This window comes from Tenuifilum thalassicum (assembly GCF_013265555.1).
Classification (GTDB): Bacteria; Bacteroidota; Bacteroidia; order Bacteroidales; family Tenuifilaceae; genus Tenuifilum; species Tenuifilum thalassicum.
In genome coordinates this window covers 817,961-836,645 of the sequence record NZ_CP041345.1, presented here as the reverse complement: position 1 = coordinate 836,645, position 18,685 = coordinate 817,961, and the positions used below count along the sequence as shown (strand labels likewise).

Genomic DNA, 18,685 nt, shown 5'->3' with positions numbered 1-18,685 from the left:
TCTAACTTTTGGGAATTCGGGGTTTAGGGTTCAATAACTGAAGCATAACCTCGTCTTCCCAACCTCCTTTAACTTTCAACCAAGCCTTTTTAACTCCAACCTCCGTAAAGCCTAAATTCTGGAATAGTTTTAAACTCACCTCATTACTCGACGATATATTTGCATAAAGCTGGTTAAGCTGTAAAATCTCAAATGAATACCTCACCAATAATTTTAACGCTTCTGTTGCATACCCCTTTTTACGATTCTCTTTTTGAGCAATAAGCACACCAACACCTGCTCTTGAGTGGAAAGGATCAAAATCAAAAAGATCAACCAATCCAACAGGTACATTCATTAACGAGTTCTGATCTTTTGCCTCCACAATTAGCCTTAACTGCTTTGACTCCCAAATGTCGAGGTGTGATGTTTCGATGTACTTTTTTAGTAAATATTTTGAAAATGGAGTTAAGGTATTGCTAACAGTCCAAATCTCCATGTTATTCTCCCAAGAGTATAGCAAATCAACATCTTCGGGCTCTGGAGCACGCAACTTCACATGGCTACTCTCTAGAATGTTGTTCATCACCTTTTATTAAGTTTAACTAGGATGGCATTGGGATATCCCATTGAGTTAACATTTTCAAGCATTTTACTAGCCTTCTCCTTGCTATCGAAAAGCCCGTAGTAATATCTATAAATACCATCATCGCCGACTTCCTCTGTAACATACAAACCTCTAAAGAAGTCTTGGGTAAGAGGAATCTCGCTAGTAGCAACCAGAATTGTAAATACTGTTTTTTGGGTAATGACATTTTTTTGCAAGGCTGTAATAAAGCGTTGCATTTCATCTTCATTAATCAGCATTGCACGTGTGGCACCCAGGTCGATAATCGTATTTAAGTCTTGAATAGCGTCGGCCTTTGTTTCGTATACACCCATACAAGTGATGCTTCTCGATCCAATTTTAAACTCTCTCAACCTAAAGTCGAAAAACTTCTCAATCCGTTTAACCAGCTCTGGCGAGATAGTGTCATTTATGGGTGATAACATTATGGTATACTTTTGGTTTTGGGGCTTAAGGTGCTCAGGTATATCAACGTACTCAATCTTAATATTTTTGTTTGGATTGAACACGCGTATGCTAACCCTTCTATTTAGTTTTCTACCATGAGGATTATCGGAACCATCGGGATTAGTGTTGGCTGCAAAGCTAACCATCGACCCCATACCTCTTACAACGAAACGTTTTTCATCAATGCCCTTATTTACCAGATACTCTACCACAGCATTAGCTCTTCGTGCCGAAAGTAAAAGGTTTACAGCTGGAGCACCCTTGCTATCGGTATGCCCAATAACTTCAATATACAAATCGGGGTAATCTATCATCAGCTTATAAATCTTTTCTAGTTCAAAAAGGGCTTCACGTTTCAACTCATAGCTGTTGAAATCAAAAAGTATATAGTTAAACTTGATAACCTCCTCGTTTGTTGTAGGCTTAGCTCTTAAATTAAGATCGAGTGGATACTTCTCCTGATTATAGGTTAAAGGGATATTAAGCATGAGCGTATCCATAATATAGAACTCACTCGATGCAAAAATCTTATACGTTCCAGGCTTAATATCAACACTATAACTTCCATCATTTAGAGGCAAAGCCATGGCAACTGTATTATTGGATGTATCTTTAACCAAAATGGTTATACTATCGGATTTAACATCGGCATTATCTGAAAGTTTTACGTTTCCAAACAGCTTTATTTTCTTAGCAATACTTGGATAAATGCTTACCTTATATATCTCATAAATACTAGACTGGTTCTCAACAACCATAGGCATGTAGCCTGTTAAGGAATCAACAGGGAAGAAGAAGTATTCGTCGTCGGGCGTATTAAAGGGGTACCCAACATTAGTAGGCACACTCCATGCGCCATCGCCTATTTTACTTGAATAAAAAATATCAAAGCCACCCATGCTATTATGCCCCTGTGATGCAAAGTAAAGCGTTTTGCCATTAGGGCAAAGAATTGGGGACTCCTCGTTGTATGCTGTATTAATTTGAGGGCCAAGATTTACCGGCTCACTCCATTTTCCATTGGGCATAAGATTTGAAACATAGATATCAATACCCCCATATCCTCCTTTACGATTCGAGGTAAAGTAAAGCTGCTTACCATCGGGCGAAAGCGAGGCAAATGTCTCCCAATCTCTTGAATTAATTGGTGATGGCAATTTTTTCACTGGTTGCCATTTCCCATCTTTAATGGTAGAGTAGTAAAGATTTCCTGATGTAATTTCATTTACAAAAATAATTAAGTAATCGCCAGAATAGTTAAGCGAAGTAGTGTAGAGCTCGCCCTCAACCCTAAGGTCAAGGGTTACATTCTTAGGCGTTTCCCACTTCCCATCGACACATTTTGTGTAGTAAACAGCAGTATAAAATTTTTCTTTTACCGTAAAAACCATAGTTTGCCTATCGCCCGAAACCACAGGATATGTACAACTTTTACGAGTATTCTTAAAAAGATTTAGGTGCTCCGTTTTTAAAGTAATAGGTCGAGAAATATAGTCATTGGCAATCTCACAAGCTTTTATTTGCTGGTTTACATAGTCAAGACTGAAAATATCGCGTACTTCTATCTTCTCTTTGAATTTTTTATACGCTTCCAAAGCCTTATCAAATTGGAAGTTTACTTCATAGGCCTGCCCTAAATAAAAAAGAACATCAAGGGGAGCATTCTTCTCCCGGTAATATCCTTCTCTATACCATTTACTTATATTTTGGCTAGCCTTTTCAAGATATGGAATTGCTTTTTCTTTTAAGCCTGGAATGTTCAGGTAGCACAAACCTATTTTGTATATAATATTTGAATTGGCGGAATCAAGCGAGTAGAGCTTATTATATAAAGGTAGGGCTTCTTTATAATCCTTTAAAAAGAAATAGTATTCAGCATCGTTAAATAGCTCCTTAAAGCTCTCTTGCGCCTGAACTATTCCAAAGCTGGCCATTGCCACAACTAACAGAATATACTTTACGAACTTTTTTACCATACGACTTTGGCATTTACATCTTAAATTCTTAAAAATATTTTCTAAGCTAATTTAGCATTTATTAACTAAATAAACTAATGTTATTTATAACTTTAAGACACTAAAATTATTGACTCCTTATCAAATACAGATGTTTTACAGGTTTCTATTTTTTAAATTAATAGTTTAATCAGGCAATAGTTCTTAAGGTTGTTTACTAATTAATTTTAATCGGGTAAGCTAGTTCGAATTAAAATTCTACTGATACAGTAGAAAATACGATATCATGAACAATGAGAATACAAATAGCACAGATGAATTATAAAAAAGGCTGTCTCGGTTTTGAGAGACAGCCTGTAAATTATCTATTAAAAGAACACTACAACTCCCATGTATCACCACTGTTGAGTAAATCGTCGACGCATTTAATTTTAGAATTTTTCATCACCTCAAGAACCTGATCCCGAACGTTATCGTCGTAAGTTGAGTCCTTCACATTTCTAATAACACCAAGTGCAACTGGGTAATCGGGGTATTGCATGTTGGCAAGCATCATGTGGATACCAGGGTTTGGGTTATATGCATCGTGAACAAGGATATCATCCATGGTGAAGCCACCCTCACCAATCTTAACAACTTTTAGACTGAGACCGCTAAGAACAAGACCTTTATCTCGATTTTTACCAAAAATCATCTTCTCGCCATGCCTGAGCACAATAACCCTATCCTCACGATTTTCTCTATCAGTAATATGACTATATGCACCGTCGTTAAAAATCACACAGTTTTGAAGTATTTCTACCACTGAGGTTCCATCGTGTTTAGCAGCCTCAACTAGTATTTCCTTTGTAAGCTTAACATCGACATCAAGAGACCTAGCAAAGAATTTACCCTGAGCACCAATTACCAATTCTCCTGGGCGGAATGGGTGTTCTACTGTTCCATAAGGCGAAGTCTTTGTAATGGCTCCTAAAGGTGATGTGGGAGAATACTGCCCCTTTGTTAAACCATAAATTTGGTTATTAAATAAGAGAATGTTGATATCGATATTACGACGAACAGCATGAATAAAATGGTTTCCTCCAATTGCTAATGCATCGCCGTCGCCCGAAACCTGCCATACACTTAAAGTTGGGTTAGCAACTTTTACACCTGTAGCAATGGCAGCAGCACGACCATGAATGCCATGAAAGCCGAAAGTATTTACATAGTATGGGAAGCGACTAGAACAACCAATACCCGAAACAAAAACGTAGCGCTCCATATCGTACTTAAGCTCTTTCGAAACCTCGGGAAGCGCTTTAATCACTGCATTTAGTATGGCATGGTCGCCACAACCTGGGCACCAACGTACTTCCTGATCGCTCTTAAAATCCTGTGGGGTGTAATTTGTATATTGTTCTTCCATGGCTATTTACCCTCCAAAATTTGGTTAAATTTATCTACAAGCTCCACTACGGTAAATGGTAGTCCTTGCACTTTATTATATTGCATATACTTGTACTCAGGAAAATTCATTCTCAAATAGTTAGCAAACTGGCCAAGATTTAGCTCGCACACAACTATCTTTTTAAACTTTGAAAAGATTTCGCCAGTGTTTTTAGGAAGTGGGTTAATATAATTGAAATGACATAACGATACGCTTTTCCCGGCTTTACGCATTTCATTAACCGCATCGTAAAGATGTCCATATGTTCCACCCCAACCTACAACAAGAAGTTCACCCTCTTTGTCGCCAAACACCTCTTGTTCTGGAATATATTCCTGAACACGTTTTACCTTTTCAGCACGAATATCAACCATTTTCTGGTGGTTAATAGGATCGTGCGATACTGTGCCTTTTAAGAAATCTTTCTCCAAACCACCTAAACGATGCTCAATATCCTTTTTCCCAGGGAGTGCCCATCCGCGAGCAAGTCGTTCAGCATCGCGTGCATAAGGCATGTAATCCTTAGTACCTTCAGGAACAATAGGTGGCTTGATTTCTGGGTAATCCTTCATGCTTGGAATTTTCCAAGGTTCAGAACCATTGGCAATGTAACCATCGGTTAAGAGCATTACAGGAGTCATATGCTCCATGGCTATTTTTCCAGCCATAAAGGCATAATCGAAGCAGTTACTTGGTGTACTTGCTGCAATAACAACCATAGGAGCCTCTCCGTTGCGACCCCACAGAGCTTGCATTAGGTCCGATTGTTCCGTTTTTGTGGGCAATCCGGTTGATGGGCCTCCTCGCTGAACATCAACCACAACAAGTGGTAGCTCAGTCATTACTGCTAATCCAAGCGCTTCGGACTTAAGAGAAAGACCTGGGCCCGAAGTAGTTGTTACAGCAAAATTACCTGCAAAGGACGCTCCAATTGCAGTACAAATACCAGCAATCTCATCCTCAGCCTGAAGAGTTTTCACTCCCAAATCTTTGCGTTTAGCAAGCTCTATTAATATCTCGGTTGCAGGGGTAATAGGATATGAGCCACAGAATAAAGGTAGCCCTGCCTTTTCGGCTGCTGCAATTAACCCCCATGCTGTTGCTGTGTTACCACTTATATTACGATACCTACCTTTGGGCAGTGTTTCTGCTTGCTTTACCTCATACTTATTTGCTATTGCCTGTATGTTAGCAGCATAGTTGTATCCATCATGAAGAACTTTTTTGTTTGCTTCAACAATCTCAGGCTTTTTGGCAAACTTCTTTTCGAAGAACCTCTCAGTAAAGTTCATATTTCTTTCGAAAAGGTAGTAAACCATACCCAAAGCAAACATGTTCTTACTCCGAACTATGCTTTTGTTATCAAGCCCACTATCTTTTAAACTTTCCTTTGTTAGGCTAGTGATTGGCGCAAAAATGAGTTTATAATCCTGCAGATTAAGTTCGGTCTCAGCATCGAAGGTTTTGTAACCAGCGCGCTGGTAACCCTTTTCGTTAAACTGGTCAACATCTACTATAATAATTCCCCCTTTTTTAACCCATTTCGCATTTGCTTTAAGGGCTGCAGGGTTCATGGCTACAAGCACATCGCAGTAGTCACCTGGAGTATTCACCTTTCTATTTCCAAAGTGTACCTGAAAACCAGATACGCCACCTACCGTGCCTTGTGGTGCACGAATTTCGGAAGGATAATCTGGAAAGGTGCTAACATCGTTACCAAAAAGCGCCGATGCATCGGCAAAAAGGGTTCCGGTAAGCTGCATGCCATCGCCGGAATCACCCGAAAATCGAACTACTACCTCGTCCAGCTCTTGGACACTTTTTTGTTTATCCATAAAGATGCTGTTTTGTTTTTAACCCGAAAAACATTATCTACCTGTTTTTCAGACCTTTAAATTTGTTGTTTTTTGTTAAATTATTTTACAAAATTAGGCTTTTTTACATTCAGCAAACGTTTTAAAAGATATTTTACGACATATTTTCTTGAACTTGTTTGGCCCGTTTTTTGAAAACCAATCATAACATACCCTCGAGAGTCAATTTTAACCGCCTAAAATGTGAACCCTCCCAGTAAACATGTCCACATTTGGTGCAACAATAAAATTTTTCGTAACACCTGTACGTAGTGGGTAGAACTTTATTAACTACCTCCTTCTTTTCTATATCTGTTATTTTCCCATTACAAAGTGAACATCTTGAGAAGGGGGCAAGGTAATCCTTTAGCTCAAAATACTCTATAACCTCTCTTAACTGTAGTATAGGTTTTGTTTCCCTAACAAAATAGCCCAAACGGGCACTCCCGCAGCGAAGCAAACCCTTATCGCGTGTTAGTATGATTCGTTCCTCGCTATTTGAAGTTTTTATTATTGTTCTATCCTCAAAAGTAGTATTAAATAAGGTGTCGAAACCACAAAGACGTATGTACGATGCTAGCCGTCCTAAATGAGCATCACAAATGAACTTAGGGGGCATAGGAACCTGTGGCTGTAAACAGCTCTCAGAATTTTTAAGAAAGAAGAACTTTGGATAGCAAGAGATACGACTACCACTTTCTGGCTTATAAGAAAAATTAACCGGGCAGCTGTTGGCAAGAATAAGGTTTATCTCGGTATGTGGAACCCCAACCGATTCTACCAGGTCCTTTATTGTTGGGTTACCCCAGAAACCTACAGAAATATTGGTCTGCTTTAGCTCCTGAGCAACAAAATCATTCAGGCTTCCGTAGAGCCTAATGCTTACCTGCTTTTTAAAACCTTTAGACAACTTTCGAATTACATGCTTAAATTTGCAGTAAAATACAAAATGAGATGGCAATAATCAAATCGTTAAGGGGATTCACCCCAAAAATTGGGAAGAACTGCTTTATTGCAGAAACGGCAGTTATTATAGGCGATGTAGAGATTGGCGATGACTGCAGCATATGGTATGGAGCGGTACTACGAGGCGATGTTAACTCCATTCGTATTGGCAACCGTGTTAACATTCAGGATAATGCGGTGCTACATACCACCTACAAAAAAACAACCATTAAGGTTGAAGATGATGTTTCAATAGGACATGGGGTAATACTGCACGGCGCAGAGGTAAAGCAAGGTGCGCTGCTAGGCATGGGAAGTACTGTTATGGACAATGCCGTAATAGGGCAAGGTGCCATTGTTGCTGCAAATGCCCTTGTACTTGAAAACACGCAAGTTGAGCCAGCTAGCGTTTATGCAGGTGTTCCAGCAAAATTCGTAAAAAAGGTTGACCCTCAGCTAAGCCGCGAAACCAACGAACGTATTGCCCGAAACTACCTATTCTACTCGGGATGGTACAAGGAGGATAAGGATAAAGGTTAAAGGATTAAGGATTAAGGATAAAATCCGGCGAAGACGGATAAAGGATAAAATCTGACCCGTCCTAAATAAAGTCTACATAAAATAGTAGGCATAAATAAGAATAATAACGGATTTAAACGCTACAGCATTAGTGTAAATGGTTGATAGATATTGATTTATAAATGTGTTCAAGGAAATACTATAAGCTGGACATGGTTTATTTGAAGAGTAAAAAGTTTTTACTATATTTGAGGTGATAGGTAAAAAACTGGTATTGCATTGAGCCTAAAAATTTTGTAACTTTGCGCCCCCAAAAAATGGTACCATTTTTTAGTAAAAAAGTGTTAATTTTCTTTAAATTCGATTTATATAATTCTGGTGCACAGCGATTTACAGATTTACCTGTCAGAGAGTAACGTCCACTAAAACAAGGATTACGACTAGTAGGAGGCTGACGGTGAATTCAACGTATCACACGTCAGAGAGTAACGTCCACTAAAACAAGGATTACGACTATCCCTTCCCCCTCGTATGTCGCCCATTTATCCAGGCGTCAGAGAGTAACGTCCACTAAAACAAGGATTACGACACTTATAAATTTCATTTAAAGAATTTTTCTCTATATAGTCAGAGAGTAACGTCCACTAAAACAAGGATTACGACTGGCAGTTCAAAATCAATATGCTCGCCATTATAAAAAAGTCAGAGAGTAACGTCCACTAAAACAAGGATTACGACTATTGGATAGTAGGCAAAGAGGATATTGAATATATGAGTCAGAGAGTAACGTCCACTAAAACAAGGATTACGACCAAGTCTGGAGTCGAGTTTATTACAAATTAATACTTGTCAGAGAGTAACGTCCACTAAAACAAGGATTACGACAGTTGATCCACATCGGCTAAAATCTCTATAAGAACGGGTCAGAGAGTAACGTCCACTAAAACAAGGATTACGACGAATCTGTATAACTACTTTTGTTTTTCTATTTGGATTTGTCAGAGAGTAACGTCCACTAAAACAAGGATTTGATTAGTATTCAGTGTTCAGTGTTCAGTGTTCAGTTTGGAACTTAATTCGAAACGCTTAGAGCGTGGAGGTAACAGATACTCGAAGGCTTATGACTTTAAATTCCTGTCGATTAACGTTTAACGTTTAACTTTTAACGAACCTCCTTTCACTTTTCACCATTAACTATTAACCTAGTAAACGTCCACTAAAACAAGGATTTGATTAGTGTTCAGTGTGCAGTGTGCAGTTTTTAGATTGGTGCTAAATTTGTAACGTTATAGCGAAGTGGAAACAGATACTCGAAGGCTTATGACTTTAAATACCTGGCGATTAACGTTTAACGCTTAACTTTTAACGAACCTTCTTCTAACTTCCTTTAACTTCTTCTAACTTCCTTTAACTTCCTCTATCTTCTTCTAACTTCCTTTAACTTCCTCTAACTTCTTCTAACTTCATCAAATTCTTAACATAACTATAAGCAGAGCACGCAGATGGTACACGGAACGCTGAACACTAAAAATTATCACTTAAAGTAGCTGTTATTAAATTAAATGGATTACCTTTGTGGCAAATTGAGAAGTGCTTCAACATAGAAAGTTATCCGCATCGAACCGATTCCCGGCTAAAGTTCAGTTAGGCTAACGCTCAGTTTAGTTAACAATTTAATCAATTATCAATTTAATTTTAGTCTATGAACATTTACGTGTCAGGTCTGAGTTACCGCATTAACGATGACGACCTAAGACAACTTTTCGAAGAGTATGGCGAGATTACCTCAGCCAAAGTAATTACCGACAGAGAAACTGGGCGTTCCAGAGGATTCGGTTTTGTAGAAATGGCCAACGACGATGAGGCTCGCAAGGCCATTGATGAGCTAACCGAAGCCGAATATGATGGCAAGGTTATTAGAGTAACACAAGCAAAACCAAAATCGGATAGACCACGCAATGGTGGTGGATTCAACCGTGAACGTCGTGGTGGCGGTTACGGAGAGCGTCGTGGTGGTTTTAACCGCGATAACCGTGGTGGCGGTCGAGGTGGAAGAAGGGATTACTAAGAATCTTTCAGAATAGAAAAGAGGCAACCAAATGGCTGCCTCTTTTTTTACGGCATTCTGATTAATGGAACTCCAGCAAGGATTCATGAATACCTTTGTGAATTTCGTACCAGAAATCGAGGGCTGCAGCCCTTTTATCCTTTTCGAATAGACTAATCCATCTGTCAAGCTCAGGATTGCTAACACCATCGATCTCCTTTTTCTTCTTCAGGAAGGTGTAAACAAAATCGATATTCCTTTCGCTTTCCCAGAATATAGAAGCATTTCGGCTATTAATACGGCTTGCGGTAAGCAACAGCGAACGGCTAAACCTATCCTTCATGCCGTAAAGCTTTTCAATTACCTCAGGTAAAATATCTTCGGCCCATGCACGATGGAAACGGCACATTCCCAGGTTATCCATAACCAGCTCGTTAAGCATGCGCTTAGCATTCTCCCTTCCAAGCTGACGGGGAGGAACAAAATCTTTACCGTAGTACATGTAGTACTTACCCATTATGGCCATGGGAGAAAGAACGCCAGGTGTCCAGTACTGGTTTGGTACCATCCAGCCTGAACGGGCAAAGCCCACGTAGATGAACTTATCGAGAACAGCAGTGCCCTTTCGGCGGGCTAGGTGACGAGCAAACTTTCTAGCCCCCTCGCGTAGGTGAAAAGCCCCATTGGGATTGACCATCTGATCGAGCAGCGCAATGGCAATATTAGCATTATGCAATGAATCCTCAACAACACGAAATCCGTTTGTAGAAAAAACAGGGACTTCATTTAGACCAAGTTCTTCGGGAGTTATCAGGCCATCGGCTACGCAGTCCATCAACCAGGAGAGCACGCCACCCACCGATATGGCATCGAAACCAAGCATATCGGCATGATGGTTAACCTTTTCGGCAGCACGCTGGTCGAAAATTCCACATAAAGGTCCCATGGTTTGATAGGGCTCATAATCCTTTTTATACTTGCCATTCATCTTCTTGCAAACTGCTCCGCATGGTTCTCCGCAAGTACGCTGCTGCTTGTTTTTGATGGTCTCCTCGTTGAACTGTTTCAGGTAATGGTTTACAATGAAATCGTTATGAATCTTAAGCCTCTCCTCCTCGGTCATGTATATGGTGCGATAGTTAAAAGCCATGATATCGCCTTTCATGGTGGCATAGTTAACTCCAAAGGTTCCACCGGTTTCAAATTTAGGATCAAAGCGATACTTTGTAGTAGCCTCAAGGTCTTTGGCAGCAAGTCGCTTTTGATATCGGTCTTCGAACCACCTATCGGCAACCTTACGATCGCGGAAATCCTCATCTACATAAGTACCACCATAAATAATTGCCACAATGTTATGCTGTTGAACCATTTTTGAGCCAAAGCCACCACGTCCTGCCCAGGTATCAACATAGGTTATTTCGCCCTTACGAATGGGGGCCGAGGCTATAGCGCCAAAATCGGTGTACATCGATGCAGGACCGGCAGCCAAAATGCGAGGCTCTGTCTCGTATCGATTCCCAAAATTGTCTAATGCGTATTGCATCATGGAATAAACGCCTCCCCTACCCTGTGCCCAAATGGTACGAGGACGAACAGGAAGTAGCTCCACCTCAATTTCTTCGCCATGAATACGGTTAAGGTAAAGTATTGACGGAGCCGAAGCCTTACCTACAATGGAGAACATGTTGATGCCCAAGTTATCGAACACCAAACCAGCACCACCCATTGATGATATGTAAAAACCGTGCCAACACGGAGATATTCCATTTACAATCAACCTGTTTGAGCCAGGAAATATTGAACCAGCCAAAAGTCCAACACCAATATTCATGCTATTATGCTTATGCGCCAAATGAATACCCAAATCGACAGGACCAAAAAAATCGCCAACATTATACCTGTTCACCTTGTAAAAACCGCTAGCAGCATCAATCATTAGCGCCTTAATTGTAGGATTCGAACTGCTCATTTTAATAAGATTAGAGTTTACTCGACAAAGATACGTTTTTAAAAAACGAATTGTTAGCGAAATAACAATATTTAAAACTTCAACACAATAAAGGATTAAATATTTGTATTTATGCTAATTAAAGAAATGAAACCTGAAATGATTTTTCCTCAAGAATATCTTTAACTACATTTGTAAAAATTGATTTGTGATGATTTTGAACTTCTTCTTTAAGCATAATGCCTATAAACATATCTTTTTTGATTTAGATAGGACGCTATGGGATTTTGAGCAGAACATGCGCGATGCTTTGGCTGAGATTTTTGTTAATAGAAAACTCGATATAGCATTCCCTGATAAGGATACCTTTATTGAATGTTACAACAGGAATAACCATTACCTGTGGGATAAATATCTTAAAGGGGAGCTAACAAAGGATGTTTTAAGGTATAAACGCTTTGATATCACCCTTAAGGAGTACGGCATTAACAACAAGGAGCTTGCCAAAACCATTGGGGAAGAGTACCTGGAAATTATGCCACTAAAGACAGCTCTAATTCCTGGCACACATGAGGTGCTAGAGTACTTAGCACCAAAATACAACCTGCACATCCTTTCAAATGGATTTAAAGAGGTACAGCTACCAAAACTTAAGCGATGTAAAATTGACCACTATTTTGAATGGGTAATCACTTCGGAACATTCAGGCTATCATAAGCCTGATAAAAGAGCATTTGGTTATGCCCTTTCAAAAGCAAATGCAAAAAAGAGTGAGAGCATAATGGTTGGCGACGATTATGAGGTGGATATAATGGGGGCAAAGAAATTTGGCATTGACCAGATATACTTTAGCCCCAAAAATTCGAAAAGTAATAGTAAGGCAACCTTTGTGGTTGAAAGGCTAGACGAGATAAAAAAGATTCTCTAATGTTAGAATGGAATATCTACATTATCTAAGCCTTTTTTGAGGTTACTTGAGAAATCATCAACGGGGTCGTTATTCATTTTTGAGCTGAATGTAACCTGAGCCGATGAGGTAAAATCGGGAGTAACCGCTCCGTAGTAGCTATTATCTTCGTAATCGGAGAAACGTGCCATTTCCTTTTGGAAGCGAAGCTTTACATCGTCAACCGCTCCATTACGGTGTTTTGCAACAATTATTTCAGCAAGACCAACAGTAGAGTTTCCAGCATCATCAACATCAAAACCATAGTATTCGGGGCGGTGAATAAAGATAACCACGTCGGCATCCTGCTCAATGGCTCCCGATTCACGGAGGTCTGAGAGCTGAGGGCGTTTATTTCCGCCACGGGTTTCAACCGAACGGTTTAACTGCGATAGGGCAATTATTGGCACATCGAGTTCCTTGGCAATGGCTTTTAACGAACGAGAAATTGTACTAACCTCCTGCTCACGATTACCTTTAGTCTCGGCAGGTCCAGTCATAAGTTGTAGGTAGTCGATAATTACAATGCCAATATTGTGCTGAGCTTTAAGCCTACGACACTTTGCCCTAAGTTCAAAAATGGAAAGCGCAGGGGTATCGTCTATAAAAATCTGGGCATCGGCAAGCTGTTTGGTTTTAACGGTTAGCTGTGTCCACTCCTCTTGTGTGAGCTTACCGTTACGAATTTTCTCAGATGAAAGGCCAGACTCGGCAACTAGCAAACGGTTAACCAGCTGTACGTTCGACATCTCAAGGGAGAATAGCGCTACAGGAACATCGTATTCTACGGCCATATTTCGAGCCATGGTAAGAACAAACGCTGTCTTACCCATGGATGGACGGGCAGCAACGATTATCAGGTCCGATTTTTGCCAACCTGAGGTTAGACGATCCAATTCGGTAAACCCCGAGGGTACACCGCTCAACCCATCCTCACGTTTTCCCGCTTCTTCAATCTGTTTAAATGCTTTTACAACAATACTATTAATAGGCTGAGTATCACTCTTTATGTTTCCTTCCGCAACCTTAAAAAGCTCCATCTCCGAGAAGTCGAGTAGCTCGTCAACATCAACATTCTCTTCGAAAGAACGCTTTTCTATTTCAGTAGCAACCCTAATAAGTTCACGTTGTATGTATTTCTGAGCAATAATTTTTGAGTGATATTCAAGGTGAGCGGCAGACCCTACTTTATTAGCAAGTAAGGAAATATAACCCGCACCACCAACCTCCTCGAGCTTACCTTGCTTTCTTAACTCCTCGGTTACAGTAAACAAGTCGATAGGTTCTAGCCTTGTAGAAAGGTCTTGTATTGCCTTAAATATTATTTGGTGTTGCTCTTTATAGAAACATTCGGGTTTAAGTATCTCGCTAGCAATAATAACAGCATCTTTCTCAATCATTATTGCACCTAAAACGGCTTCTTCAATATCAACCGCTTGAGGTGGTACCTTACCAAGCTCAGCTCCAATTTGTTTTAATGGGGAAAATTGTCTTTTTTGCCTTCCTTTTTCTCCTGCCATGCTTTCATCATAATTAGATTGCAAAAATAGCCTTTAAAATATCAGAAAGAAAATGGAAGTAGAAATCATTTTCCACAATGTTTTTTGGTTTACTAACAAGTTATTAACCGCACTAACCAACATGTTACTTTAGAGCAAATTAGATACAACTCCTCTGATATACATCTGATTATCTGCACATTACTGCAAACAACTGACTGAAAATCCTGATTCGTTTTTCTCCTTTTAAAGAATATTAATTTGCACAGGAAACTATTCAATGGCTCCATTCATTTACTATCTTTGAGATAGAATTTAAAATTCAAAGCGCCATGAAAAACAGATGGATAATTGTCACTTTAATCATCACCACTCTAATTAGCTGTAAACAAAACCGATTCGACAAAATACCTACGCCAAAAAACTCACAAGAAGTTAAAATTGTAAGATTTGAAAATGATTTATTTAGTCTTGATACAATAAGTATTGAATCGGAATACAAAGAGCTTTCTGACAAACATACACAGTTTGCTGACCTTTTCACACGGGGCATAATAAGAATAGGAAAAAGCGATTCTCTAAAATTTTACCATTATCTTAAAATGTTCCTAACAGATACAATGGTACAGAATTGCTACAGAATGGTAAGTGAAACCTTTCCTCCTAATGCGGATTTTGAAAAAGAGTTAAAGAGCGCGTTCGCAAGATATTCATACTTTTTTCCTGAGAAGGTTATGCCAAAGGTTTACACTTACATTTCGGGATACAACCTTTCCCTTGCTATAGACGACAGTTTAGTAGCGGTTGGTCTAGACCGTTATTTGGGGAAAAACACAATCCAGTACACTTTGCTTGGTATCCCACGTTATATTCAAAGAAAAATGAATCCCCAAAAAGTTTCTTCAGACGTAATGCGTGCATGGCTCTATGGGGTTTTTCCATTTAAAGACTCGGTTAACAACTTACTTTCAAGAATGATATATGAAGGGCAAATAATGTACCTTACCAAAAGAATGCTTCCCAATCAGCCTGATTCTCTAATATTTGGATATACTCCTCAACAGTACAAATGGTGCCAGAGAAACGAAAAAAATATTTGGACCTATCTTATAGAAAACAAGCTACTTTTCACTACCAATCTGCTTGATATTAATAAAATGATTAACGATGCGCCATTTACTAGTGGGTTTTCGCGCGAATCGCCTGGTCGCACTGCAGTATGGATTGGTTATCGAATTGTTGAACAGTTCATGGAACGCAATCAGGAATACACTCTTGATGATTTAATGAAAGTTAATGATTATCAATACATCCTTAACAAGGCAAAATATAAACCTTAAAACATATTTAGCACTCCTTTAAACAAAATATTTTGTAACTTGTTTTAGTTAGTAGATTATTACGAATTGAAATATCTATATATTTTTATAATTCAAATAGCCACTAAACCTAATTTTTTATAGCTATGAAAACCGACATTGAAATTGCCCATGAAGCAAAGATGAAGCCCATCACCGAAATAGGTGAGAAGCTGGGCATAAATCCCGATGACCTAATACTATACGGCAAGTACAAGGCCAAAATTCCTTTAAAATACATCAACAAGGAAAAGTACTTGCAGAATAAACTAATACTTGTATCGGCCATTTCGCCAACGCCAGCTGGTGAAGGTAAAACAACAGTATCAATTGGTTTATCGCAAGGATTAAACCGAATAGGAAAGCAAACAACTGTAGTGCTTCGTGAGCCTTCGCTTGGACCGGTATTCGGTATAAAGGGAGGAGCAACTGGTGGTGGATACTCTCAAGTTCTCCCAATGGAAGACATCAACCTACACTTTACGGGTGATTTTAATGCTATAGAGAAGGCGCACAACCTTCTTGCAGCCTTAATTGATAATAACATTCAGAGCAAGAAACGTTCACTTGGCATTGACCCTCGAACTGTAAAGTGGAAAAGGGTTATGGACATGAACGACCGCTCACTCCGACATATTATAGTTGGTTTAGGTGGAACCACACATGGTATACCACGCGAGACAGGTTTCGATATAACAGCTGCATCGGAGGTTATGGCAATCCTCTGCCTTGCTGAAAATATGGAGGACCTTAAACGTCGTTTAGGGAATATATTCATTGGATATACCTTTGACAAGAAACCCGTTTACGCGCGCGATTTACACGCCGAGGGAGCTATGGCTGCCCTACTTCGCGATGCCATCATGCCTAACCTGGTGCAAACCATCGAGGGAACACCTGCAATAATACATGGTGGACCTTTTGCAAACATTGCTCAGGGAACCAACTCTGTTATTGCTACAAAAATGGGCTTGTCTCTTAGCGACTTTGTTGTAACAGAGGCTGGTTTTGGATTTGACCTGGGTGCTGAGAAGTTTATCGATATAAAATGCCAGTATGCTGGATTAAAACCTAGCGCAGTAGTACTAGTAGCAACAATTAGGGCGCTTAAGTACCATGGAGGCAAACCGTTAAAAGAAGTTTCCCAACCCGATGTTGAAGCACTGAAGAATGGTATAGGCAACCTCCAAAAGCATGTTGAAAACATGAAACAATTTGGAATCTGTCCAGTTGTTGCTATTAATCGCTTTACCTCCGATACCGACGAAGAGGTTGAGGTTATCAAGAATGCCTGCAAAGAGATGGATGTTCAGGTTGCTGAAGTAGATGTTTGGGGTAAAGGTGGCGAGGGTGCCATTGAATTGGCGAAGATTGTAAACAAGATAGCCATGAACTGCCCATACCAGCACAAAACCCTTTACGATTGGAATTGGACACCTGAAGCAAAAATCGAAACCCTTGCTAAAAGAATTTATGGTGCAGAAGCAGTGGACTACACCGCACAAGCCAAAAACGACCTCAAAAAGGTTTATGAGCTTGGTTTAGATAAGCTCCCCATTTGCGTAGCTAAAACACAAAAATCGCTTTCGGATAACCCTGCATTATTAGGCCGTCCGAAGGACTTTGTAGTAACCGTAAGGGAAATTGAGATTGCTGCCGGAGCAGGGTTTATAGTGCCTATTACTGGGCAAATAATGCGTATGCCCGGCTTGCCCGAAGAGCCAGCTGCAGAACGTATAGACGTTGACAACAACGGTGTTATCAGCGGACTATTTTAAAAGAAGCATCTGCATAGCTAATAAAAAAAGGCTGACAAATTTGTCAGCCTTTTTACTTTGGAACTATTAGTGTTTACAGAGAAAGCTCGAGCATTACTTCAAATATTCCATTAGCATCACCATTCTTAACCCTGCGCTGATAATCTACAACAATCTTATTCCTTTTATAAATGTGATATGCTAGCCCAACTATTTGCCTTTTCAGTTCATTGTCGGACTGGTTCATATCGTCATAATTCATGATACCATAGCTACCAAAAAGGCTAACCTTGTTTTTGAAAAGTTTAACCTCGGCAAATGTATTCCAGCCGCTTGCCCCATAGGCAATACCTAAAGAATCGGAAAAGCTACCAGAATAGTTACCAGTTGATTTATAAATTTGCGAGGTGAGAACAATATGCTCCGATTCGTAACTAGCAACTCCTGTGTTTGTTCTCCAATCGGGGTAAAGCTTTGTGTTTCCTTTGCCATAGGTGCCAGCATAAGAAAACTGTAAACCGGGCAAAACGTTAGGTATTGGCCGAAGGCTAAAGCGCCACTGAATAGTTTTGTTGTTATTATTTTCAATAGCATGATACCCACCACCGTTGTAAACACCTATAGCAATAGAACCATATTTACCAGGGTAAGCGCCATTTACCTTTTTTTGATATTCTTCGGAAATCTCTCCCCCAAGTAAAACCTGAGTTGACACGCCAAAATCGGCAGAGGTAAGCAATTTCATATCATCAAGATACTGACTGGAAACAATCCGAAAGCTGTTTATTTTTTCCTCAAAGGATATCCATGGAGTGGGTATTTCGCCAACTAGCAACTTTGGATTGGTAAAAATCCAATAATCACCATCGGTGTGAAAATCAATATAACAGTATTTAAGCCTCATCTCCAAATCGCCCATCCCATCTCCTTCCTTATCAATTGTGATATCAGGAGCTAGCTTAGCGCTAATGTTTTTATTTAGTTTTTTTGCAAAAGTTATGTAACCTCTTTTTACAACAAATTCATTATAACCGTTGTTTCCTTCCAAGTAATCACGGTAACCCAAAAAAATTTGGGTTGACACCTTGCTATTTGAAAGCAGCTTAAGCATCATTCTGTTTTGCTGCAAAAGAATAGAATCGGGGTTTCCATAGGTGAAGGCTGAACCTAATACAAACGCCCAAAGTATAAAAAATAACTTTTTCATGAGCAAATAATTCTTAGTTTTAGTTTAAAAATACATTTTGTTGGTGCTAAAAAAAAATATTTTCGCAAAAGTAGCTAAATGTGTGTTAAGCCAATATTAAGCATTGCGCTTAATGTTAAGATAATGTTAATTCTACATCTATTTAAAACATTAATTGATAGAGTTAAC

At 39.4% G+C, this 18,685-nt stretch carries 13 protein-coding genes and 1 CRISPR repeat array; of the genes, 5 read left to right on the top strand and 8 right to left on the bottom strand.

Annotated features, from left to right (window positions below; all coding sequences use genetic code 11):
- Position 1: 1 nt before the first annotated feature.
- The 5 genes from FHG85_RS03420 to FHG85_RS03400 form a co-directional block, all read right to left on the bottom strand.
- Positions 2–565 carry a GNAT family N-acetyltransferase gene (locus tag FHG85_RS03420; protein ID WP_173073018.1) on the bottom strand — a complete coding sequence of 188 codons (564 nt, stop codon included), beginning with the start codon at positions 563–565 and terminating at the stop codon, positions 2–4.
- Positions 565–3,030 (bottom strand): OmpA family protein, encoded by a 2,466-nt coding sequence (locus FHG85_RS03415; protein ID WP_173073016.1) that lies wholly within the window; start codon positions 3,028–3,030, stop codon positions 565–567. Before FHG85_RS03415 ends, FHG85_RS03420 begins: the two co-directional genes overlap by 1 nt.
- 358 nt (positions 3,031–3,388) lie before the next feature.
- On the bottom strand, positions 3,389–4,417 hold the full coding sequence (locus tag FHG85_RS03410) for a 2-oxoacid:ferredoxin oxidoreductase subunit beta (RefSeq protein WP_173073013.1): 1,029 nt from the start codon (positions 4,415–4,417) through the stop codon (positions 3,389–3,391).
- A gap of 2 nt (positions 4,418–4,419) precedes the next feature.
- Positions 4,420–6,273: a 2-oxoacid:acceptor oxidoreductase subunit alpha gene (locus FHG85_RS03405; RefSeq protein ID WP_173073011.1), complete on the bottom strand. Its 1,854-nt coding sequence runs from the start codon at positions 6,271–6,273 to the stop codon at positions 4,420–4,422.
- A 181-nt stretch (positions 6,274–6,454) separates the two neighbouring features.
- Positions 6,455–7,201 (bottom strand): Mut7-C RNAse domain-containing protein, encoded by a 747-nt coding sequence (locus tag FHG85_RS03400; protein ID WP_173073009.1) that lies wholly within the window; start codon positions 7,199–7,201, stop codon positions 6,455–6,457.
- A gap of 44 nt (positions 7,202–7,245) precedes the next feature.
- Here FHG85_RS03400 and FHG85_RS03395 point away from each other — a divergent pair, with 44 nt between their 5' ends.
- Both FHG85_RS03395 and FHG85_RS03390 read left to right on the top strand, forming a co-directional pair.
- On the top strand, positions 7,246–7,776 hold the full coding sequence (locus FHG85_RS03395; RefSeq protein ID WP_173073007.1) for a gamma carbonic anhydrase family protein: 531 nt from the start codon (positions 7,246–7,248) through the stop codon (positions 7,774–7,776).
- Positions 7,777–8,159: 383 nt separating this feature from the next.
- Positions 8,160–8,789: a CRISPR direct-repeat array (repeat unit 37 nt; unit sequence GTCAGAGAGTAACGTCCACTAAAACAAGGATTACGAC).
- A gap of 668 nt (positions 8,790–9,457) precedes the next feature.
- On the top strand, positions 9,458–9,823 hold the full coding sequence (locus FHG85_RS03390; protein WP_173073005.1) for an RNA recognition motif domain-containing protein: 366 nt from the start codon (positions 9,458–9,460) through the stop codon (positions 9,821–9,823).
- Positions 9,824–9,884: 61 nt separating this feature from the next.
- Here the strand turns inward: FHG85_RS03390 and FHG85_RS03385 are convergent, their stop codons facing one another.
- The gene (locus tag FHG85_RS03385) at positions 9,885–11,771 is read right to left on the bottom strand and encodes an aldehyde ferredoxin oxidoreductase C-terminal domain-containing protein (RefSeq protein WP_173073003.1); all 1,887 of its coding nucleotides are present in this window, start codon (positions 11,769–11,771) and stop codon (positions 9,885–9,887) included.
- A gap of 190 nt (positions 11,772–11,961) precedes the next feature.
- Here FHG85_RS03385 and FHG85_RS03380 point away from each other — a divergent pair, with 190 nt between their 5' ends.
- Positions 11,962–12,678, top strand: coding sequence for a YjjG family noncanonical pyrimidine nucleotidase (locus tag FHG85_RS03380; protein WP_173073002.1), 717 nt, complete (start codon positions 11,962–11,964; stop codon positions 12,676–12,678).
- Between the two features lie 2 nt (positions 12,679–12,680).
- Here FHG85_RS03380 and dnaB read toward each other — a convergent pair whose 3' ends face one another.
- The gene (dnaB, locus tag FHG85_RS03375) at positions 12,681–14,216 is read right to left on the bottom strand and encodes a replicative DNA helicase (RefSeq protein ID WP_173073000.1); all 1,536 of its coding nucleotides are present in this window, start codon (positions 14,214–14,216) and stop codon (positions 12,681–12,683) included.
- A gap of 311 nt (positions 14,217–14,527) precedes the next feature.
- Between dnaB and gldB the strand changes: the two genes are divergently transcribed.
- Both gldB and FHG85_RS03365 read left to right on the top strand, forming a co-directional pair.
- Positions 14,528–15,535, top strand: a complete 1,008-nt coding sequence (gene gldB, locus FHG85_RS03370; RefSeq protein ID WP_173072998.1) for a gliding motility lipoprotein GldB — start codon at positions 14,528–14,530, stop codon at positions 15,533–15,535.
- Between the two features lie 125 nt (positions 15,536–15,660).
- Entirely contained in the window at positions 15,661–17,331 is a 1,671-nt protein-coding gene (locus FHG85_RS03365) for a formate--tetrahydrofolate ligase (RefSeq protein ID WP_173072996.1), read from the top strand.
- Positions 17,332–17,404: 73 nt separating this feature from the next.
- Here FHG85_RS03365 and FHG85_RS03360 read toward each other — a convergent pair whose 3' ends face one another.
- Entirely contained in the window at positions 17,405–18,517 is a 1,113-nt protein-coding gene (locus tag FHG85_RS03360) for a hypothetical protein (protein WP_173072994.1), read from the bottom strand.
- Positions 18,518–18,685: the final 168 nt, after the last annotated feature.